Source organism: Streptomyces sp. R28 (assembly GCF_041052385.1).
Classification (GTDB): Bacteria; Actinomycetota; Actinomycetes; order Streptomycetales; family Streptomycetaceae; genus Streptomyces.
In genome coordinates this window covers 10,261,551-10,280,903 of sequence record NZ_CP163439.1, presented here as the reverse complement: position 1 = coordinate 10,280,903, position 19,353 = coordinate 10,261,551, and the positions used below count along the sequence as shown (strand labels likewise).

Sequence of the window (19,353 nt, the reverse complement as noted above, 5' to 3'; positions counted from 1 at the left end):
CCCTACGACAGCAGGCCCGGCAGGGCCAGCGCGCCGAGCACGGTGGCGCCCACCAGCACCCAGGCCACGTAGTCCCCGACGTGCCCGGACTGCAGGCGCCGCAGCGGCCGTGCCCGGTCCGGGAGCGTGAGGAACCCCGGCCGGGTCACGGCCAGGGCCGCGAGGCCCAGGGCCAGCGCGGTCGAAGCGAGGTCCAGCAGCACACCGGCCGGGCTCCAGTGCGGTGCGGGCACCACGGCACCGCCGGACCCGGCCTCGTTGACGGCGTGCGCCACGGCCTCGCCGAAGCCGGGGGCCACACCGACGGCGAGCGAACCGGCGAGCAGCAGGGCGGGGACCACGGTCATGGTGTCGGGGATCCGGCCGAGCCGATGCCGGGTCTCGGGCCGCTCACCGCCACCGGTCGTCTCGTACTCGGTGTCCTCCTCGGGCAGGTGGCCGAGCCCGAGGAACACGCGGGCGGCGACCCGCAGCACCGCCCCCGCGGTGACCGCGGTCGCGGCGACGTACAGGACGGTGAGCGGGCCGCCCACGGCCTCCTCCGTGACGGCCTTCCCGAACGCCGTCCCGAACGGCGGGAGTCCCGCGAGCGCGAGCCCGGCCACCGCGAACAGCACGGCGACACCGCGCAGTTCCCGGCCCCGCCCGTGCAGCGCGTGTTCGTCGACGGTGCCGTACCGGTCGAGGAGGATGCCCGTGCAGGCGAACAGCGCGGCTTTCACCCCGGCGTGGCCGAGGACGTACAAGGCGACCCCGTCGTCTGCCTCCGGTGTCAGTACGCCGATGCCGATCAGGAAGAGCCCGGTGTGGGCGACCGTCGAGCACGCCAGCAGCCGCTTGATGTGCCGCTGGTACCAGCACATGACCGCGCCGATCACCGCCGTCACGCAGCCGAGCACGACGAGCACCCGCTCCAGGTCGGCCGCCGGGATCCCGCCGGGTCCGGCGAAGACGGTGCCGTACACGCGCCAGACGCCGTACACGCCGAGTTCGACCATGACACCCGACAGCAGCATGCACACGGGGGTGGGGGCGACGGCGTGTGCGTCCGGGAGCCAGAAGTGGAAGGGCACGGCGGCCGCCTTGACCAGCAGGCCGGTCAGGACGAGGACGAAGGCGGCGAGGACCAGTGCGTCCGGCGGCCCGTGCACGTCGAGACCGCGGCCGATCTGCGCCATGCCGAGCTCGCCGGTGCGGGCGTAGAGCAGGCCGATGCCCATCAGCATGGCGTACGCGCCGAGCGAGGTGACCACCCCGAAGCTCAGCGCGCCCTGCACGGCCTTGGCCTCCTCGATCCGGTGCCCGGTCAGCGCGTAGGCGACGACACTCATCAGCTCGAACCACACGAACGCGTTGAACAGGTCGCCCGCGATCGCGAACCCGCACATGGCCGCCTGGAAGAGCAGCATCAGCGCGGGGAACGAGCCGGTGTGCCGGCGTGGGGGTTCCTCGAAGTAGTGCCAGGAGTACGCCAGCGCCGCGAGGGTCAGCAGGGACGCCAGGGCCGCCATGCCGAGCCCCGCGCCGTCCCCGACCAGGACGATGCCGACGCCGCGGCCCTCGATCGGCGTCCACCCGCCGACCCATTCGGCCATCGGCGGCGAGGAGTTCAGCAGCAGCGCGATCGCGAGCCCGGCCGTGCCCGCCGAGACGGCACAGCCCACGGACTCGGCGAGGACACGGGGCAGGCGGCGGCCGCCGGCGACGAGGAGGGCGGCGCCGAGGAGCGGTACGGCGACGAGCAGCGGCAGCAGGTCGTCCATCAGCCGCGCAGCTCGGTCAGTTCGTCGGGGTCGACCGTGCCGTGCCGCTTGAAGACCTGAATGACGAGCGCGAGCAGCAGGGCGGTGACGGTGGCGCCGACGACGACGTCGGTCAGGGCGAGCGCCTGCACGACCGGGTCGACGACGGGGCGTGAGCCGGGCTCGATGTCGGAGAAGACGGGGGCGGTGGCGTCGTCGCGGTAGCCGACGGCCAGCAGCAGGACGTACGTGGCGCACTGGCAGACGGACAGGCAGCCGACGGCGTGGATCAGATTGCGGCTGGTGGCGAGGCCGTAGCAGCCGGCCAGGAAGATCCATGCGGCGACGAGGTACGGCAGGACATCCATCACGGCGCGCTCACTTTCCGCTCTCCTCCTCGATCTCGACGGCCTGGTCCAGGAAGCGGGCGAGCAGCACGACGACCGCGCACGCGACCTCCATGCCGATGGCCGCGTTCAGCAGCGGCACCGTGCCGCCGGAGGACAGCGTGTTGAACGTGCCGTACGGCAGCAGGGTGTTGGCGAGGAACGTGGTTCCTGCGATGAGGCCCGCGAGGCCGGTGACAAGGTAGGCCGAGGCCGAGACGGCGTCGCCGACCTCGTACAGGCCGACCGGGCGGACGCGTTCCAGGGCGCGGTAGTCGGCGCCGAGGTAGAGCAGGTGCAGGGAGGTCGCGGCGACGACGCCGCCCTGGAAGCCGCCGCCGGGGCTGAGCTGGCCGTGCGCGATGACGTAGAGGCCGGTGACCAGGGCGACCGGCAGGACGATCAGGGCGTAGCGGCGTACCGGCGGGGCCACGTCGGCGGGTTCGGGTCGGGCACGGTGCTCGTCGCGGGTCTGCCGCAGCAGGACGACACAGCCGACGACGGCCGCGAACAGGATGGTCATCTCGCCGAGGGTGTCGAAGGCGCGCTGGTCGAAGTTGACGGAGGCGATGGAGTTGGCGGTGCGGCGGACGAGGGCCTCGTGCACGGCGCGGTCGCCGTACGGGTGGCTGTCGCCGCCGAAGTCCGGCAGCCGCAGGCAGGCGGCGACGAGGAGCGCGGCGAGGCCGACGCCGCCGACGAGGACAAGGCCGAGCCGGGTGCGCGGGGTCATCGCTCCCGCCCCTTGCGCCGCTTGACCTTGCGGACGGCCAGGAGCAGCAGCAGCGGGGTGAGGGCGCCGCCGACCGCCAGTTGCGACAGGGCGACGTCGGGCGCCTGCACCGAGGTGAACAGCACCGCGAGTGCGACGCCGAGGACGGCGAGCACGAGAGCTTGGCGCACCGGGTCGCGGACGGCCACCGCCGCAGTCGCACAGACGGCTACGAGCACCAGCGCGATGACGATGACCGCGTCAACCACCGCGCACCCCCGCGAAACCGCCGGACAGCGCACGGGAGGCGGCCATGTTCCCGCCGATCAGGAGCGCGCCCGTGAGCAGGAGCTTCACCATCGCCCTGCTCGGCCCGGCCGCCACGCACAGCGCCAGGACCACCGACGCGGCAAGACCTGCGGCCGCCCAGGTCAGGCCCCGGGCGCGCGGCGGGTCGTCGGCCAGTTCGTCGGCGAGCAGGCGGGCGAAGACGAGGGTGCCGACGGGGCCGAGCAGGGCGAGGACCAGGGCGAGGTCGACGTACGAGGGGCGCTCGTAACCCTGGCCGAGCAGGAGCAGTCCGGGGCAGGCCAGGGCGGTGGACAGGTTCTGGGCCACCACCCGGCGCCGCAGCGGTCCGGTGGCGACGCCCCAGAGGGTGGCGCCCACTCCTCCGCCGAGTACGACGGTCGCTGCGAGGAGCCAGCCGTTCATCGTCCGGTCACCGCCCGGCGTGCGGCTACGGCCGCGAGCGCTGCCATGGCGGCGGCGCCCGCGCCGACCGCGAGTTCCAGGGTGTCCACGGTGCTGATGAGGACCAGCCACAGCACGGCGAGCGCGGCCCACCAGGCCAGGAACTCGGCCGTGGCGAGAAGCGTCGTACGCCGGTCCATACGCCACCTCCTCGGGCCGGAGTCCGTTATTTCCGTCACTTCCGTTCCGCGTCATCCAAACACCGCCCTGGGCGACAGAGGCGGCGGCACGCGCGGGTCTCCGGCCGGAGTGCCCCGACAGCATGAAGGGAAACCGCGGGCAGCCGTGACCGGGAGCGGCGCGGGCGGCATCTCATCGGGCTACCTGGGTAATCGCCTTACTACAAAGGGAAGTTGAAGACTGGAGGACCGCATGGCCCGTGGAACCTCACGTTCGCGCGCCGCGATACGCCCCGGCACTTCCAAGACCGCCGGCGCCGCCAAGTCGGCGGACGGCGCCAAATCCTCAGGCGGCGCGAAGCCCACAGGCGGGGCCAAGTCCGGGCGCGCCGCCAAATCCGAGCGCGCCGCCAAGCCCCGGCGCACTCCGCGTCCCAGGCAGAACCCCCTGCGCTTCCTGGCCCGCCTCCTGGCGATGCTGTGCGCCTTCGCGTTCATGGTCGCCTTCGCCGTCGTCCTGGCGAAGCTCACTCTCCAGCCCTCCCCCGCCTCGGAGGCCCTGACCCACACCAACCTGCATCCGGGCCGCTCCCTGCGGGCCTATCTGGACCAGCCCGAACTGCGCGACGCCTTCCGGCAGATCGGCGGGAACCTGCTGCTGGGCGTTCCGTTCGGCATCCTGGTCCCCGTCGTCGCCCCACGCACACGCGGTGTCCTGCGCGTACTTCTGCTCACGGCGACCGTCATGCTTCTCGTCGAGTTCGCGCAGGGTGCGCTGGTGACTGGGCGCGCCTTCGACATCGACGACGTCATCCTCAACACCAGCGGAGCCCTGATCGGCTACCTCCTGCTGGGCCGGCGACTGAGCCGCGCGGTGCACGCCCGAGGGCCTCGCTCCGACAAGGCCTAGCTCCGACAAGGCGAGCACGTCGCGGTCGCCTTGGACGGAACCGTCGTTCTGGACAACCTCGGTGCACACCAGACGGCAGTGCAGATCGACACCACCGTCACCAGGGCGGTGCCGGTCGACCTCGACGCCGACGACGGCCGTCAGCAGCCGGTGAGCGAGCGCATGACGGGTTGAGGGTTTGGTCGCTGCGCGGGGCTGGGCCGGGCAGGTCGGTTACCGCTTGACGAGTTCGGCCAGCATGGCGCCGGTCGCTTCGTCGGCCGGCAGGAACGCCTCAAGTCGTAGTTCGGCGATGGTGACGTCGATGGCGGTGCCGAAGTGAGTGAGCGTGGTGATGAGCGTCAGCTCCCTGTCGTCGTCCGGATCATGTGCCCTAAGGCGCAGCGGTACGGCGAAGCCGAGGTGGTGCGGTGACTCGCGCGGACGCAGTGGTACCAGGTCGATGAGTTCGGAGGCCAAGCGTTGGAGTTGGTCGTCCGGGTTGCGCACGCTCTCGGCCTGGATGCTGTCGATGATGTGCCACGCCCACTCGTCGAGGTTGACGATGCGTGGCGCCAGGCCCTGCGGATGCAGCAGCACCCGGGGAACGCTCACCGGCGGTACGAGCAGATGCGGGGCCACGCCGGCGGTGAGCGCATGGAAGGCGGCGTTGGCCGAGAGGAGGTCGCCGTGCCGGTCGACAACCACCGCCGGGTACGGCAGATGGCCCTGCAGGATCCGTTCGAGGGCGGTGCGGATCGGTTCGAGCTGGGGGTCGTCCATGCGGGTCTGCGGGTAGGCCGGTGCGAATCCGGCCGCACGGAGGAGTTCGTTGCGCTCGCGGATCGGCACCTCCAGGGATTCAGCCAGCCGGATGATCATTGATCGGCCAGGGGCCGACCGTCCGCTCTCGATGAAGCTGACGTGCCGCTGCGTGGTTCCGGCGCGCATGGCCAGTTCCAGCTGGCTGACGCGTCGCCGGGTGCGCCATTCACGCAACGCGCCGGCAAGTCCGCCTCTGTTCGATTCGCTGATCACCCCTCTTGTGTATCCCGCCCGGCTGCTGATCGGCGATTCCCTGCGGGGAATTGCCACGCGACGGCCGACGCAGCACGGTCGTTGTGACACGCCGACCATGCACAACCGAGGGGAATCTCAATGATCCTGTCAAGCCGCCTGTGTGACCGGCGGGGCGGAGGTGAACAGCCTCTTGTCACGCAGCATGGCCCAGAGCACGTCGACCCGGCGGCGGGCGAGCGCGAGCAAGGCCTGGGTGTGCAGCAGCCCCTCGGATCGCTTTTTGAGGTAGTAGTCCCTCGACGGTCCGGGCCGCATCATGGCGGTCTGCGCCGACATGTAGAAGATGTGCCGCAGGCGTCGGTTGTAGCGCTGAGGTCGGTGGTAGTTGCCGGTGCGCCGACCGGAGTCCCTGGCGACCGGAGCAAGGCCGGCATGAGAGGCGAGGCGGCCAGCGTCCTTGTAGCCTGCCAGGTCGCCGACGATGGCGACGAACTCGGCGCCCAGGATCGGCCCCATGCCAGGCATGGACTCGATTATCTCGGCACGGTCGTCGGCGCGGAAGGTCTCACGGATCTCCCGGTCGTTGTCCTTGATCCGATCGTCCAGGGCCAGGAGCTGGTGGGCGAGCTCGCAGACCAGCCTGGCGGCCGGCTTCTCGCCGGGCAGCGCGGTCAGCTGGGACTGGGCGGCCTCCACGGCCTTGGCCGCGACTTCTGCGGCCCCGCGAACCTTTCGCCGCTCCAGCCAGGTGGTCAGCCGCTTGAAGCCGATTCGCCGCAGGGCGGCCGGGGTCTGGTACTCGGTCAGCATGAGAACGGGCCCCTTGGCCGCGGAGTAGTCGAAGGCCCGTTCCAGAGCGGGGCAGATGCCCAGCAGCAGGTCACGGAGGCGGTTGACGAGCCGGACCCGGTCGGCGATCAGGCCGGCCCGGTGACGCGTCAGCAGCTGGAGGGTGGAGACGACCTCGGGCGGGGTGTTCAGTGGAGCGAAGTCCCGGCGCATGCGGGCTTGATCGGCAATGACCTTCGCGTCCTTGGCATCGGTCTTGCCCTCTCCGCGGTAGGCGCCGGACATGCGGTTGACCGTGCGGCCCGGTACATAGACGACTTGCTCGCCGTGCGCGATCAGGAGAGCCAGCAGCAGGGTCGAGGCACGGCCGGAGATGTCTACTGCCCACCGCACGTCGTCCGCCCTTTCGCGGGCGGTCTCGATGAGCGTGAGGATTTGGGCCTCGTCGTTGATCACTTTTGTCGAGAACAGCGTCTCGCCGTCGGTGTCGACTGCCACCGCCCAGTGGTGACCCTTGCCGGCATCGATGCCGACCCATATCCGCGTCTGCGACGAGCTCAAGTTCGTGGCTCCGTATCCCTCGCGACCAGCATCTCGTGGCCCGAAGAACACCCCGCCGACAGGTCCCTAACCAGCGATGCCCGCAGTTCTCAATCAGTGGTCGGAGCGTCCCGGAGAACCGGGCGGCCATTCACCTCGAGTCATCAACGACAAACAGCCATCAGCCACACCCGGTCCTCCCGGACCGCCGACCATTCTTAGGGAACAGCCATGGCCGATATTGACGTCCACGACCTCACCGACCGCTACGTTGCCGTGTGGAACGAACCCGATGCGGAGCGCCGCCGCACCGCGATTCGCGAGCTGTGGTCCGCCGACGCGGTCCATGTGCTAAAGCCTCCCAAGGAGATCCTGCAGACCGCTGAAGGGCTGGGTTTCGATCGTCTCGTCCTGGAGGCACGCGGGCACCACGCGTTGGAGTTCCGGGTCACGCGCGCCTACGAGGAGTTCGTCGCGCCGGGCACCTTCGTCTTCCGGTCGCGCGGCAACACCGACCGGCTCCGCGACGTCGTCAAGTTCCACTGGGAGATGGCACCCCGGGGCGGTGGTGAGGTCGCCGGCGTCGGGCTGGAGATCCTCGTTCTCGGCCCCGACGGCCGCATCGTCAGCGACTACCAGTTCATCGAAGGATGACCGCGATGACGGCGAGACTCCCATCCTTGGTGCGCAGCTACCGCGTCAGCACCGGCGGCGGTATCGATGGCCTGTCGCTGCGCACGCACGAACCACGCACGCCCGGGGAAGGGGAGGTTGCGGTCGCGGTCCACGCCACCTCGCTCAACTTCCGTGAACTTCTGGTGCTGCGGGGGCAGTACGCGCTGCCCGTCAAACCGGACGTCATACCGGTCTCGGACGGTGCCGGCGAGGTCGTCGCTGTTGGGCCAGGTGTCCGGCGGGTGCGCCCGGGCGACCGCGTCACCGCCGCACTGTTCCCACGGTGGCTGGACGGCCCGCTGGAACCGGCATACCTGCCGCAGTTGGGTGGCTCGCTCGACGGAATGCTGACGGAGCTGGCCGTCCTCCCGGAGGACGCGCTCGTGCCCATCCCCGAACACCTCTCCTATGCCGAGGCGGCGACTCTTCCCTGCGCCGCCGTCACGGCGTGGAACGCCCTGACCGGCGACGGCCGCGGAGTTCGGCGCGGACAGACCGTACTGGCCACGGGCTCCGGGGGCGTGTCGCTGTTCACGGTGCAGTTCGCCAAACTTCTGGGCGCGAGAGTATTCGCCACGACAAGCCGCGCGGACAAGGAACAACGCCTTCGCGATCTGGGCGCCGACGAGGTCGTCAACTACCGCGACATTCCCGACTGGCACGCCACCGCCCGCGAACTCACCGCCGGGCGAGGGGTCGACCGCGTCGTCGACACCGCCGGAACGCTGGAGCAGTCGCTGAAGTCGCTCGCCGTCGACGGACACATCGCCCTCGTCGGATCCGTCTCCGGCAACTGGCCACCGGTCGATCCCCGTCTGCTGTTCGGCGTCGCCGCTACGGTCCGGGCGTTGGCCGTCGGTAGCCGAGCCCAGTTCATCTCCATGAACAACGTCATTGCCACGCATCGGCTCCGACCAGTCATCGACCGAGTGTTCCCGTTCGAGGAAGCCGTCGCAGCGTACCGGTACTACGAGTCGGCCAGCCCGTTCGGAAAAGCGATCATCAAGGTCAGATAGTTGGCGAGCCTTGCGTGGTTGGAGGGAACGCCGCCACGCACGCTCGGCCATCCCTAGCGCAGCACCAACTGGACGACGGCCACCGTGCCGACCGCCACGATGAGCGTGCGCAGGACGGAGGGGCGCAGGCGGCGGCCTGTCGTGGCGCCGAGATGGCCGCCGACCGCGGATCCGACCGCGAGAAGAGCTACGGCCGTCCAGTCGAAGTCCGCGACGACGAGGAAGAACAGCGCGGCGACGGAGTTGACCACGGCGACGAGCACGTTCTTGACGGCGGTGAGGCGTTGCAGGCCGTCGTCGAGGAGCATGCCCATCAGGGCGACGTAGATGATGCCCTGGGCAGCGGAGAAGTAGCCGCCGTAGACGCTGGCCAGGGTCAGTCCGACGAGCAGCAGGGGGCCGCCGTCAGGACGTACGGTTCGCCCCTTGCGGGTGCGGCGGCTGCGCACCTTCCTGGCGAGAAGCGGTTGGAGAACGACCAGCACGAGGGCGAGTCCCACCAAGGCCGGCACGATCCGTTCGAACGCCGAGGCGGGCAGGGCCAGCAGCAGCGTGGCGCCGGTGAGTCCGCCGAGCAGGGCGCCGGCGCCCCACTTCACGATGCGCCGGCGCTGCCCGCGGAGTTCTTCGCGGTACCCGATGGCTCCGCTGATCGAGCCCGGGATCAGGCCGAGCGCGTTGGAGACCGTGGCGGTGACGGGCGGCAGGCCGGTCGCGAGCAGGACCGGAAAGGTGATCAGCGTCCCGGAGCCGACGACGGCGTTGACGGCACCGGCGGCGATGCCCGCGCCCAGGACGGCGAGCAGCTCACCGAGGTGTGCGGCGTTCATGGCGAGAAGCCTAGAAACCGAACACTTCGGCGGCGGACGAATCGTGCCGGGCGGAGCCGATCGCACACGCTCGACTTCTGGTCTGTACCAAAGTATTGACGGCCCCTTACCTCACTCCTTAAATCAAGTGGCGACACCTTCCCCCCTCCCCCCACCTCGCTCGGTGCACCCGCCCACCGGGTCGCCGTACGGAAGGGAGCACGATGGCCGCCCCACGCCTGCTACGCCCGCTCCGCATGTGTCTCCTCGCCGCTTTGCCGGCCGTCCTGGTCGCGTCCGCCGCGATCGGACCCGCTCAGGCGGAACCACCGGACGCCACGGCCGCCGCGGTGACGTTCTCCGACAGCTTCGACGGGCCCGCCGGTGCCGCGGCCGACCCGTCGAAGTGGCAGATCGAAACCGGCGACAACGTCAACAACCACGAGCGGCAGTACTACACCTCGGGCAACAAGAACGCGGCACTGGACGGCCAGGGCCACCTGGTGATCACGGCCCGGCGCGAGAACCCCGCCAACTACCAGTGCTGGTACGGCACTTGTCAGTACACCTCGGCCCGGCTGAACACCGCCGGGAAGTTCACCGCCCAGTACGGGCACGTCGAGGCGCGGCTGAAGGTGCCGCGCGGGCAGGGCATGTGGCCCGCGTTCTGGATGCTCGGCACACCGGTGAACTGGCCGGACTCGGGCGAGATCGACATCATGGAGAACGTCGGCTTCGAGCCCTCGACCGTGCACGGCACGATCCACGGACCCGGCTACTCCGGGTCGGGCGGCATAGGGGCCGCCTACTCCCTCCCGAACGGGCAGGCCTTCGCCGACGCCTTCCACACCTTCGCCGTCGACTGGGCGCCCGACTCGATCACCTGGTCCGTGGACGGGAACGTCTACCAGCGGCGCACACCCGCCGACCTGGGCGGACGGACCTGGGTGTTCGACAAGCCGTTCTTCCTGATCCTGAACCTCGCGGTCGGCGGCTACTGGCCGGGCGACCCGGACGGATCCACGGTCTTTCCGCAGCAACTGGTCGTGGACCACGTCTCGGTGACGACCGGCGACCCTGCCACCGGCGGCGCGATCAGGGGACTGGCCGGGAAGTGCGTGGACGTGGCCGGGGCGAACCCCGCCAACGGCACGCCCGTACAGCTCTACGACTGCAACGGCTCCGCCGCCCAGCAGTGGACCGCCGGCGCCGACGGAACGCTCCGGGCGCTCGGCAAGTGCCTGGACGTGACGGGCAACGGCACCGCGGACGGCTCGATGGTCCAGCTGTGGGACTGCACCGGCGGCCCCAACCAGAGATGGGCGGTCTCCGCGGCGCGCGACATCGTCAACCCGCAGGCCGGCAAGTGCCTCGATGTGACCGGCGACAACGCGGCCAACGGCACTCGGCTGCAGATATGGACCTGCACGGGCGGCGCCAACCAGAAGTGGACGGTCGGCTGACCCGGCCGGCTAGTGGTGGTGCCAGGTGAACTTGTCTCCGCCGACCCAGCGGACCACGTCCGGGTCATCCAGATCATGGACCGTGATGCCGAAGGCGGCGGCGGCCTCCAGGACGTCGGTGACGGTCTTCGCCTGGCCGACGACCTCACCGTCGATCTCCAGGATGCGGAAAGGAGGCGTGCCCGGCTGAACCCCGAGCACCATGATCCGCGGGTTTGGAATGTGCGGGCTCGCGATTTCGGTCATGCATCGAGCGTAGAGCGCAATCCGCGTCGACGACCCCTCCAGGTCGTCCACGCCTCCGTCCGCCGCCGTGCGGGGGCGCCGGCGCCGGGGAACCCTGGAGGGGGAGGTGGCGATGGATCCCGTCCAGGCGCTGAACCGGATCGCCTTTCTGCTGGAGCGGTCCCTGGCGCCGACGTATCGCGTACGTGCCTTCCGTACGGCCGCCCGGGTACTGGCCGAGCTGCCCGAGGGCGAGGTACGGGCGCGGGCCGAGGCAGGGACGCTGGAGTCGCTCCGGGGCGTCGGTCCGAAGACGGCCCAGGTGGTGCGCGAGGCGCTGGCCGGTCAGGTGCCCGGCTATCTGACGGACCTGGAGGGCAGGTCCGCGGCTGCCGCACCGCCTGAGAACGGGCGGCAGCTGTGGGAGCTGCTGCGCGGGGACTGCCATCTGCACTCCGACTGGTCCGACGGCGGCAGCCCGATCGAGGAGATGGGGCGGACGGCGGCCGAGCTCGGACATGAGTGGGCGGCGCTGACCGACCACTCCCCGCGGCTGACCGTCGCCCGCGGGCTGTCGGCCGACCGCTTGCGCGAGCAGCTGGACGTGGTGGCGGAGCTGAACGCGACCTGGGCGCCGTTCCGGCTGCTCACCGGCATCGAGTGCGACATCCTCGAGGACGGCTCGCTCGACCAGGAACCCGAGCTGCTTCAGCGGCTCGACGTCGTGGTGGTGTCCGTGCACTCCAAGCTGCGCATGGAATCCCGCGCGATGACCCGCCGCATGGTCGCCGCCGTACGCGATCCGCACGCGGACGTTCTGGGGCACTGCACCGGCAGGCTGGTGACCGGGCGTGGGCGGCCCGAGTCGGAGTTCGACGCGGACGAGGTGTTCGCCGCGTGCGCCGAGTCCGGGACGGCGGTGGAGATCAACAGCCGGCCCGAGCGGCTCGACCCGCCCCGGCGGCTGCTGCGCCTGGCCGTGGCGGCGGGCACCCTGTTCGCCATCGACACCGACGCGCACGCGCCCGGTCAGCTGGACTGGCAGCGGTACGGCTGTGCCCGGGCCAAGGAGTGCGCGGTGCCCGCCGAGCGGGTGGTCACCACTTGGAGCAGGGACGAGCTGCTGGCCTGGACCCACGAGGGCCGGACACCTTCCCGAGTGGCGGGCGCCTGACGTGGTACTCGTGCGCCAGGAGCGGAAGCGGCCCAGACCAGGAAGGGGCGACACACATGGAACGGGCGGCGGTGTTCGACGTCGACGGAACCCTCGTCGACACCAACCACCTCCACGTCACGACCTGGTGGGAGGCCTTCCGGCAGGCCGGACACCAGGTGCCCATGCACGCCGTCCACCGGGCCGTCGGTCTCGGCTCCACCGATCTGATCGCCCACCTCCTCGGCGACGACCGGGACAAGGACCAGGACGCCGAGCTGAGCGCCGCCCACAAGGCCCTGTACGGCCAGTACTTCGACCGGCTGCCCCCGCTGCGGGACGCGGGCCGGCTGCTGCGGCGCCTCGACCGCAACGGCTGGCGGGTCGTCCTCGCGACCTCGGCCGGGGGTGCGGAGCTGTCCGCGCTGCGTCGGGCGATCTCCGCGGACGACGTGATCACCGCCACCGCGAGCGCCGACGACGTCGAGGAGGGCAAGCCCGCACCGGAGCCCGTCGAGCACGCCCTGGAACTGGCCGGGGTGCCCGCCGAGCGCGCGGTCTTCGTCGGCGACACCGTGTGGGACATGCGGGCCGGCACTCAGGCCGGTGTGCGCTGTGTGGGCGTCCTGTGCGGCGGCATCCCCCGCGCCGACCTGCTGGACGCGGGCGCGCAGGCGGTCTACGAGGATCCGGCCCACCTGCTGGCAGCCCTGGCGGACAGCCCCCTGGCCGACGTGCCGGGCGGCGCGGACACGCACAGCGGATGACCCGTGTGACCGATGGGGTGCGGCGGCCTGCGGGCCCGGGCACCCGGGCTGTGGAATCGGTACGACAGCGGGCGCTCGGGCGTGCCGGTGTGACCGACGCGCTACGGCGGGAAGCGGGTTCCGTCGGCAGGGCCGCCGGGGCCGCCTGGCGTGGGCCGGGACGGGAGCGGGACCTGGTCGTGCAGTCGCTCAAGGCGGCGGCGCGGCACTGCTCGCCTGGCTCGTGGGCAGCGTGTGGCTGGGCGATCCGATGGCCCTGATGGCGTCCTGGGTCGCGCTGATCCTGGTGCAGGCCACCGTGTACAGCTCGCTGCTGCGGGCCGCGCAGCAGTTCGCGGCGATCTGCGCCGGGACCGTGCTGGCGTCGGCCGCGCTGGCGGTCACCGGCAGCACCCTGGGCGCGCTGGCCCTGTCGGTACCCCTGCTGATGCTGCTGGCCAACTGGCGGCGCTTCGGCGACCAGGGGGTCTTCGGTGCGACCACCGCGCTGTTCACCCTCGCCACGGGCGCCGCCGGGGCGTCCGCGGTCGGGCACCGGGTGGGGCAGGCGGCTCTCGGCGCGGTGATCGGGGTGGCCGTCAACGCGCTCGTGCTGCCGCCGATCCATCTGCGGGACGTACGGGAGAACCTCGCGGCGCTGGCCCAGGAGGCGGGGGACCTCCTGCACACCGTGGCCGGGGACCTGCGGGACACGGAGTGGAACACACAGAGCGCGGCAGGCTGGTCGAGTGCGTCGGCGCGCCTGGAGCGCCGGCTGGAGGCGCTGCGGTCCGCGCGTGGCTGGAGCCGGGAGAGCCTGCGGCTGACCGCCGGACCGCTGCGCGGCGTCCGGCGCCCTCCCCTGCCGGCACCGCCGGAGGAGGAGGACGAACGCTGGAGCCGGGTCACCGGGCACATCAGGGCCCTCACCCGGACCCTCGCCGTCGCGGCCGACGAAGGCCGCACGCCACTCCCGCCCGACGGGCCGGCGCTGCGGGCGTACGCGCGGCTGCTGGAGCAGATCGGCGACGCCTGCCATGTGGAGAGCCGTCGGGTGCTGGGGGCCGGCGGTGACGCCGGTGCGGACGGCCGGGCCGAGGCCGCGATGCTTCGGCTGCACCAGGAGTTGCAGGACTGGCTGCGGGAGCACGCCGGGCAGGCGGCGGCCCGGACGACGGTTCTCGGGACCCTGCTGTTGCAGGCGGAGAACGTGTGGAGCGAGACCGTTCCGGCAGGTCAGCGGCGGTGAGGCAGATCACCCTCACATCGCCTCTCCCGGAACACCGAAAGGTCGTTGCCCGTTGAACAACGCGTGGGTGCGGATGGGACAGTGTCCCCGGGCCTCACCTTTTGCCCACAGGGACGATCGTTCGGCTGAAGCCCTGTGGAGCCTTTCGCCGAGAGGCGACCGCCATCCGCACCCACCCCTGACCGCCCCGACCGGCACTCCCCCGTCCGGTCGGGGCTTTCTCCTGTACGGGCGCACCCCGACGGGTCGGCTTGACTTCGAGTGCGCTCCAATTCATAGCGTTCCGGACATGAGCACTGCACAGCACAAGATCGGTTCGGGGTTCGGCGCCCACAGCACCGCCGACGACGTCCTCAGCTCCATCGATTTGTCCGGCAAGCTCGCGATCGTCACCGGCGGTTACTCGGGAATCGGCCTGGAGACCACGCGTGCCCTCGCCAAGGCCGGCGCCCGGGTCGTCGTGCCCGCCCGCCGTCCGGACACCGCGCGCGAAGCTCTCCAGGGCCTGGACGGCGTGGAGGTCGACGCGCTCGACCTCGGGGACCTGGAGAGCGTGCGCGCCTTCGCCGAGCGGTTCCTCGACTCGGGTCGCACGGTCGACTTCATGATCGACAACGCCGGGATCATGGCCTGCCCGGAAACCCGGGTGGGGCCCGGCTGGGAGGCGCAGTTCGCGACCAACCACCTCGGTCACTTCGCCCTGGTCAACCGCCTGTGGCCGGCGATCGAGCCCGGGGGCGCCCGCGTGGTGTCCGTGTCCTCGCGCGGCCACCACTTCTCCGGCATCCGCTGGGACGACCTGCACTGGCAGCAGGGCTACGACAAGTGGCAGGCCTACGGGCAGGCCAAGACCGCCAACGTCCTGTTCGCCGTCCATCTCGACCGGCTCGCGGCGGACCGCGGCGTCCGGGCGTTCGCGCTCCATCCCGGCGGCATCCTCACGCCTCTCCAGCGGCATCTGCCCAAGGAGGAGATGGTGGCCCACGGCTGGATCGACGAGAACGGCGACCCGATCCCGCAGGACGGCTTCAAGACGCCAGAGCAGGGCGCCGCGACCCAGGTGTGGGCCGCGACCTCACCGCAGCTGACCGGCATGGGCGGCGTCTACCTGGAGGACTGCGACATCGCCGAGCCCGCGCCGGCCGACGGCGAGCGCGCCGGCGTGAAGGACTGGGCGGTCGACCCGGAGCAGGCGGCGCGTCTGTGGACGCTGTCGGCCCAGCTCACGGGTGTGAACGCGTTCGCCGCGTAGCGCGGGCCCGGCGCGTGCGGGCACCGCGGGCGGGTACTCGGGACTCCCGTCCCCTCTTCGGGAGGAGCCGCAGGTGAGCAGCGAAGCGGCCCGCAGGATCGTGGTCACCGGCGCCACGGGCAATGTCGGTACGAGCGTGGTGCGTCTCCTGTCGGAGGATCCGGAGGTCGGCTCCGTGCTGGGGCTGGCCCGCCGGATGCCCGACTGGTCGCCGCCCAAGACGGACTGGGCGTCGGTCGACCTGGCGTCCGAGCAGGGCGATCTTGCGAGCATGTTCGGGGGTGCCGACGCCGTCATCCATCTGGCCTGGGCGTTCCAGCCCACCCACGATCCGGCCGTGACCTGGCGGACGAACGTGCTGGGCAGTATTCAGGTCTTCGACGCGGTGGCCGCGGCGCGGGTCCCGACGCTGGTGCACGCGTCGTCGGTCGGCGCGTACTCGCCGGGGCCGAAGGACCACGCCGTGGACGAGTCGTGGCCGACACACGGCTGGCCCGACGCCGCGTACTGCCGGGAGAAGGCCTATCTGGAGCGGGCGCTGGACACCTTCGACCGGTCCCACCCCAGGGTGCGCGTGGTGCGGATGCGGCCGGCGTTCCTGTTCAAGCGGGAGTCGGCGAGCGAGCAGCGCCGGATCTTCGGCGGCCGCTTCCTGCCGGGGCCGCTGGCGCGCCCGGAGCTGCTGCCGTTCCTGCCCGACATTCCAGGGCTGCGGGTGCAGGCGCTGCACACGGACGACGCGGCCTCGGCGTATCAGCTGGCCGTGAAGTCCGACGTCCGCGGCGCGTTCAACCTCGCTGCCGACCCGCCGGTCGACGCGGCTCTGCTCGGTGAGATGCTCGGCGCCCGCCCGGTCCGGGTTCACCGTACGGCGGCCCGCTCGGCGATCGCCGCCGCGTGGGGGCTGCACCTGCTGCCCGCCTCCCCGCACCTCTTCGACGCGGTGCTCGGGCTGCCGCTGATGAACTGCACACGCGCGCGTACCGAACTGGGCTGGCGCCCGCAGCGCACTGCGCCCGAGGTGCTGGAGGAGTTCTTGCAGGGCATGCAGCGCGGCGAGGGTGCACCGACGGAGCCGATGCGGGGCCGCAAAGTGGGCTGACCTGCGCCCTGCCCACCAGGGGACCCGACTCAACGCCCACAGGCCCCGGCTCGGCGAGGGCCTGTCTCAGCCGGACGGCTCCTCAGGCACCGGATGTTCCGTGTGGCCGGTGCCCGACCGGGCCGCGCCCTGTCGGCCCGTGCCCGCCTCGTCGGTGTCGGGGACGTCGTCCGCTTCGGTGCTGTCGTCCGCCGGCTCGACGGGCACCTCCCACGGGTCCTCCCCCGGGTTCGCCTGCTGGTCCGGCAGATCCCGCGGCACGGGCTCGCCGGTCCTGTCCTGCGCAGCGCGACGGTCGTCGGCCATGGTGCACCTCCTCGCGTCGTCCAAGGTCGTTCGTGAGCCCCGCGAGTACCGTTCCCGCCACCGGCGAAACCTCAGGGCGCCACTCGCTCCGCCAGGGCCGTGCGCCAGGCCGTCGACGGGGCCTCGGGCACGGGCTCGGCGCGTCGCCCGCCGCGGGCGAAGAATTCGGCGAGCGGCAGGATCGCGGCACCGACGGTGACCGCGTCCGGGCCGAGCCTGCCCAGGTCGACGGTGACCTTGCGGGCCGGATGCCGCAGGGCGTACGAGGCCGCGTGCCGGCGTACGGCGGGCAGGAGGTGGGCGCCGAGCCGCAGACCCGCCCAGCCGCCGATCAGGATGCGCTCGGGCTGGAAGAGGTTGATCAGATCGGACAGGCCCGCGCCCACGTACTCGGCTGTCTCCTCCAGTACGGCGAGCGCCACCGGGTCGGCCGCACCGCCGTCCGGCGGAAAGGCGCCGGCCAGCATCGCCGCCAGCGCGGTCTCCTCGTCGGCGCCTTCCGGCACGCTCCCGCCTTCCTCGCGCCAGCGTTCCAGCAGCGCCTCGGCGCCCGCGTACGCCTCCAGGCAGCCGAGCGCGCCGCACCGGCAGCGGCGGCCCCTGACCCGTACCGTCAGATGCCCCCACTCCACCGCCCGCCCGTCCTCCGCCTCGGGGGCGACGAGACAGGCGCCGACGCCGGAGCCGAACAGGACGACGACCGCGCTACGGGCGCCGCGTCCGCCGCCGAACCACATCTCGGCCTGGCCGAGGGTCCTGGCGCCGTTGTCGATGAAGTACGGGACGGCGCCCGGGAGTTCGGAGCCGTCGCGCAGGAGCTGCTCCAGCGGTACCGCGTCCCAGCCGATCGTCTGCCCGTGCACCAGGGCACCGAGTCTCGGCGTGTGTTCGATGATCCCTGGGACGCCGATGCCGACGCCGAGGAGCCGTTCGGGTGCGATGCCGGCTCCTGCGAGTACCTCGGTGATGCCGTCGCGCACATGACGGACGATGCCTTCGACGTCGTACCGCTGCGGCGCCAAAGGCCGTTCCGCGCGGGCGAGTTCGGTGAGAGTCAGGTCGAACAGCCCGGTCCGCACCCGGGTTTCGCCGACGTCGACGCCGATCATGTGACCGCTGCCGGGAGCCACGCGCAGGAGGATGCGGGGGCGGCCGCCGTCGGAGTCGACGCTGCCGGCCTCCTCGACCAGACCGTCCGCGATCAGCTCGGCGACGACATTGCTGACGGAACCGGAGCTGAGACCGGTCGCCGGGCCGAGTTCGAAGCGGCTGAGGGGGCCGTCGAAGTAGAGGCGCCGCAGTACGGCCGTACGGTTTCCCCGTCTGAGGTCGCGTACCGTGCGCCCGCTGCGCCCCGCCATGCGGCTCCCTTCGGACCAGCCCTGTTCCCCACCCTGTTCGAACCGTCCCCCATTGTGAACTACGCCGTCAGGTCCTCGATCTCGGCCAGCGCCGCGAGCAGTTCCGGAGCGACGGCCTCCTGGACCCAGCGCTCCTGCCCGGCGTCGACCGCCCGGGGGACCGTCTCGGTGAGCATGATCAGGTAGAGGTAGGAGCGGTAGAGGGCGAGGCGCAGTCGGGCCGCCGCGTCGAAGTCGGTCCGTCCTGCGGCCTCCCGGTAGCCGGCCAGGAACGCCTCGTCCTTCTTGATGTCCCCCAGCAGCGCCAGGGAGACGAAGTCGGCCAGCGGGTCGCCCCAGAACATGCGCTCCCCGTCGATGAGCCCGCCGATACGGGCCTCCCCCGACGCACGGTCGACCAGGATGTTGCCCGGCCACAGGTCGAAGTGGACGAGACACGGGACGGTGACCTCGTCGAGCGCGTCGTAGGCGGCCCGGAGCGTACCGGCGACGGCGTCGGCGGGGCGCGGCAGCCGGGCCCCGTAGCGGCGGGCGTCGTCCAGGACGGCGTCGAGCATCCCCGTGAACGCGGTGCGCCAGTCGTCGGCGAGCGGGCCGAGGGCACCGGACGGGTAGCCGAAGCCCGGCCCCGTGACGGTGTGCAGCCGGGCGACCTGACGGCCCAACTCCGTGCGCAGAACGGCCTGTTCCGTGTCCGTGAGCGAGCCGTTCCAGGGGTCGCCCGGGCAGGCGGTCATCAGCAGATGACTCCCGAGGCTCACCACACGCGGCGCCGCCACCTCCGCCTTCGCGGCCGCACGGTAGAACTCGGCCTCGGACACGAGGAGTTCGCTCTCGTACGTCATGCCCGGGAGGGTCGAGGCGGGCGGCACCTTCAGCACATAGCGACGGCCGTCGACGAGGACCAGCTCCTCGACCGTGTTGTACGTGCCGCCCGACAGCGGGCGCAGGTGGGCGAGGTGTCCCGGCGCAAGGCCCGCCGCGTCCAGGACCTGCCGGGCCCGTTCCCAGGAGTCCACCACCGTGCGCCCACCCCTCCCCTTCGG

The 19,353-nt window shown here is 71.7% G+C and carries 21 protein-coding genes and 1 pseudogene; 9 read left to right on the top strand and 13 right to left on the bottom strand.

Going from position 1 to position 19,353, the window contains the following annotated elements:
• Positions 1-2: 2 nt before the first annotated feature.
• Genes AB5J49_RS44860 through AB5J49_RS44835 form a run of 6 tightly spaced genes read right to left on the bottom strand, consistent with a single transcriptional unit; the run spans position 3 to position 3,733 of the window.
• Positions 3-1,763, bottom strand: a complete 1,761-nt coding sequence (locus AB5J49_RS44860) for a complex I subunit 5 family protein (protein ID WP_369174619.1) — start codon at positions 1,761-1,763, stop codon at positions 3-5.
• Positions 1,763-2,110 carry a sodium:proton antiporter gene (locus AB5J49_RS44855; protein ID WP_369174618.1) on the bottom strand — a complete coding sequence of 116 codons (348 nt, stop codon included), beginning with the start codon at positions 2,108-2,110 and terminating at the stop codon, positions 1,763-1,765. The genes AB5J49_RS44860 and AB5J49_RS44855 overlap by 1 nt, the downstream gene beginning before the upstream one ends.
• Before the next feature lie 10 nt (positions 2,111-2,120).
• Positions 2,121-2,861: an MnhB domain-containing protein gene (locus AB5J49_RS44850; protein ID WP_369174617.1), complete on the bottom strand. Its 741-nt coding sequence runs from the start codon at positions 2,859-2,861 to the stop codon at positions 2,121-2,123.
• Positions 2,858-3,109, bottom strand: a complete 252-nt coding sequence (locus AB5J49_RS44845) for a Na(+)/H(+) antiporter subunit B (protein ID WP_369174616.1) — start codon at positions 3,107-3,109, stop codon at positions 2,858-2,860. Before AB5J49_RS44845 ends, AB5J49_RS44850 begins: the two co-directional genes overlap by 4 nt.
• The gene (locus AB5J49_RS44840) at positions 3,102-3,554 is read right to left on the bottom strand and encodes a monovalent cation/H+ antiporter complex subunit F (RefSeq protein WP_369174615.1); all 453 of its coding nucleotides are present in this window, start codon (positions 3,552-3,554) and stop codon (positions 3,102-3,104) included. Before AB5J49_RS44840 ends, AB5J49_RS44845 begins: the two co-directional genes overlap by 8 nt.
• Positions 3,551-3,733 carry a hypothetical protein gene (locus tag AB5J49_RS44835; RefSeq protein ID WP_369174614.1) on the bottom strand — a complete coding sequence of 61 codons (183 nt, stop codon included), beginning with the start codon at positions 3,731-3,733 and terminating at the stop codon, positions 3,551-3,553. The genes AB5J49_RS44840 and AB5J49_RS44835 overlap by 4 nt, the downstream gene beginning before the upstream one ends.
• 232 nt (positions 3,734-3,965) lie before the next feature.
• On the opposite strand from AB5J49_RS44835, the gene AB5J49_RS44830 reads away from it, so the two are divergent.
• Positions 3,966-4,622, top strand: a complete 657-nt coding sequence (locus tag AB5J49_RS44830; RefSeq protein ID WP_369174613.1) for a VanZ family protein — start codon at positions 3,966-3,968, stop codon at positions 4,620-4,622.
• Positions 4,623-4,835: 213 nt separating this feature from the next.
• Here AB5J49_RS44830 and AB5J49_RS44825 read toward each other — a convergent pair whose 3' ends face one another.
• Both AB5J49_RS44825 and AB5J49_RS44820 read right to left on the bottom strand, forming a co-directional pair.
• Positions 4,836-5,639: a helix-turn-helix domain-containing protein gene (locus AB5J49_RS44825; protein ID WP_369174612.1), complete on the bottom strand. Its 804-nt coding sequence runs from the start codon at positions 5,637-5,639 to the stop codon at positions 4,836-4,838.
• Positions 5,640-5,768: 129 nt separating this feature from the next.
• Complete coding sequence (locus tag AB5J49_RS44820) at positions 5,769-6,971, bottom strand: IS110 family transposase (protein ID WP_369174611.1); 1,203 nt, start codon at positions 6,969-6,971, stop codon at positions 5,769-5,771.
• Between the two features lie 210 nt (positions 6,972-7,181).
• Here AB5J49_RS44820 and AB5J49_RS44815 point away from each other — a divergent pair, with 210 nt between their 5' ends.
• A complete protein-coding gene (locus tag AB5J49_RS44815) occupies positions 7,182-7,604 on the top strand; it encodes a hypothetical protein (RefSeq protein WP_369174610.1) in 423 nt (140 codons plus the stop codon).
• A gap of 5 nt (positions 7,605-7,609) precedes the next feature.
• Positions 7,610-8,641, top strand: a complete 1,032-nt coding sequence (locus tag AB5J49_RS44810; protein ID WP_369174609.1) for an NAD(P)-dependent alcohol dehydrogenase — start codon at positions 7,610-7,612, stop codon at positions 8,639-8,641.
• 53 nt (positions 8,642-8,694) lie between these two features.
• On the opposite strand, the gene AB5J49_RS44805 is transcribed toward AB5J49_RS44810, so the two are convergent.
• Positions 8,695-9,471, bottom strand: a complete 777-nt coding sequence (locus AB5J49_RS44805; protein WP_369174608.1) for a sulfite exporter TauE/SafE family protein — start codon at positions 9,469-9,471, stop codon at positions 8,695-8,697.
• Positions 9,472-9,674: 203 nt separating this feature from the next.
• Here AB5J49_RS44805 and AB5J49_RS44800 point away from each other — a divergent pair, with 203 nt between their 5' ends.
• Positions 9,675-10,913, top strand: coding sequence for a lectin (locus tag AB5J49_RS44800; RefSeq protein WP_369174607.1), 1,239 nt, complete (start codon positions 9,675-9,677; stop codon positions 10,911-10,913).
• 9 nt (positions 10,914-10,922) lie between these two features.
• On the opposite strand, the gene AB5J49_RS44795 is transcribed toward AB5J49_RS44800, so the two are convergent.
• Complete coding sequence (locus AB5J49_RS44795) at positions 10,923-11,159, bottom strand: hypothetical protein (protein ID WP_369174606.1); 237 nt, start codon at positions 11,157-11,159, stop codon at positions 10,923-10,925.
• A gap of 112 nt (positions 11,160-11,271) precedes the next feature.
• Between AB5J49_RS44795 and AB5J49_RS44790 the strand changes: the two genes are divergently transcribed.
• From AB5J49_RS44790 to AB5J49_RS44770, 5 genes and pseudogenes are all read left to right on the top strand, one after another.
• On the top strand, positions 11,272-12,312 hold the full coding sequence (locus tag AB5J49_RS44790) for a PHP domain-containing protein (RefSeq protein ID WP_369174605.1): 1,041 nt from the start codon (positions 11,272-11,274) through the stop codon (positions 12,310-12,312).
• 56 nt (positions 12,313-12,368) lie between these two features.
• Positions 12,369-13,058: an HAD family hydrolase gene (locus AB5J49_RS44785; protein ID WP_369174604.1), complete on the top strand. Its 690-nt coding sequence runs from the start codon at positions 12,369-12,371 to the stop codon at positions 13,056-13,058.
• A pseudogene (locus AB5J49_RS44780) lies at positions 13,055-14,286 on the top strand (aromatic acid exporter family protein). The gene AB5J49_RS44785 and the pseudogene AB5J49_RS44780 overlap by 4 nt, the downstream one beginning before the upstream one ends.
• 289 nt (positions 14,287-14,575) lie before the next feature.
• On the top strand, positions 14,576-15,538 hold the full coding sequence (locus AB5J49_RS44775) for an SDR family NAD(P)-dependent oxidoreductase (protein WP_369174603.1): 963 nt from the start codon (positions 14,576-14,578) through the stop codon (positions 15,536-15,538).
• 73 nt (positions 15,539-15,611) lie between these two features.
• The gene (locus tag AB5J49_RS44770; RefSeq protein WP_369174602.1) at positions 15,612-16,640 is read left to right on the top strand and encodes an SDR family oxidoreductase; all 1,029 of its coding nucleotides are present in this window, start codon (positions 15,612-15,614) and stop codon (positions 16,638-16,640) included.
• 66 nt (positions 16,641-16,706) lie between these two features.
• On the opposite strand, the gene AB5J49_RS44765 is transcribed toward AB5J49_RS44770, so the two are convergent.
• The 3 genes from AB5J49_RS44765 to AB5J49_RS44755 all read right to left on the bottom strand — a co-directional run bounded on the left by AB5J49_RS44765 (position 16,707) and on the right by AB5J49_RS44755 (position 19,329).
• Positions 16,707-16,946: a hypothetical protein gene (locus AB5J49_RS44765; protein ID WP_369174601.1), complete on the bottom strand. Its 240-nt coding sequence runs from the start codon at positions 16,944-16,946 to the stop codon at positions 16,707-16,709.
• A gap of 71 nt (positions 16,947-17,017) precedes the next feature.
• A complete protein-coding gene (locus AB5J49_RS44760; protein ID WP_369174600.1) occupies positions 17,018-18,307 on the bottom strand; it encodes an ROK family protein in 1,290 nt (429 codons plus the stop codon).
• A 59-nt stretch (positions 18,308-18,366) separates the two neighbouring features.
• Positions 18,367-19,329 (bottom strand): phosphotransferase family protein, encoded by a 963-nt coding sequence (locus AB5J49_RS44755; protein ID WP_369174599.1) that lies wholly within the window; start codon positions 19,327-19,329, stop codon positions 18,367-18,369.
• Positions 19,330-19,353 lie beyond the last annotated feature (24 nt).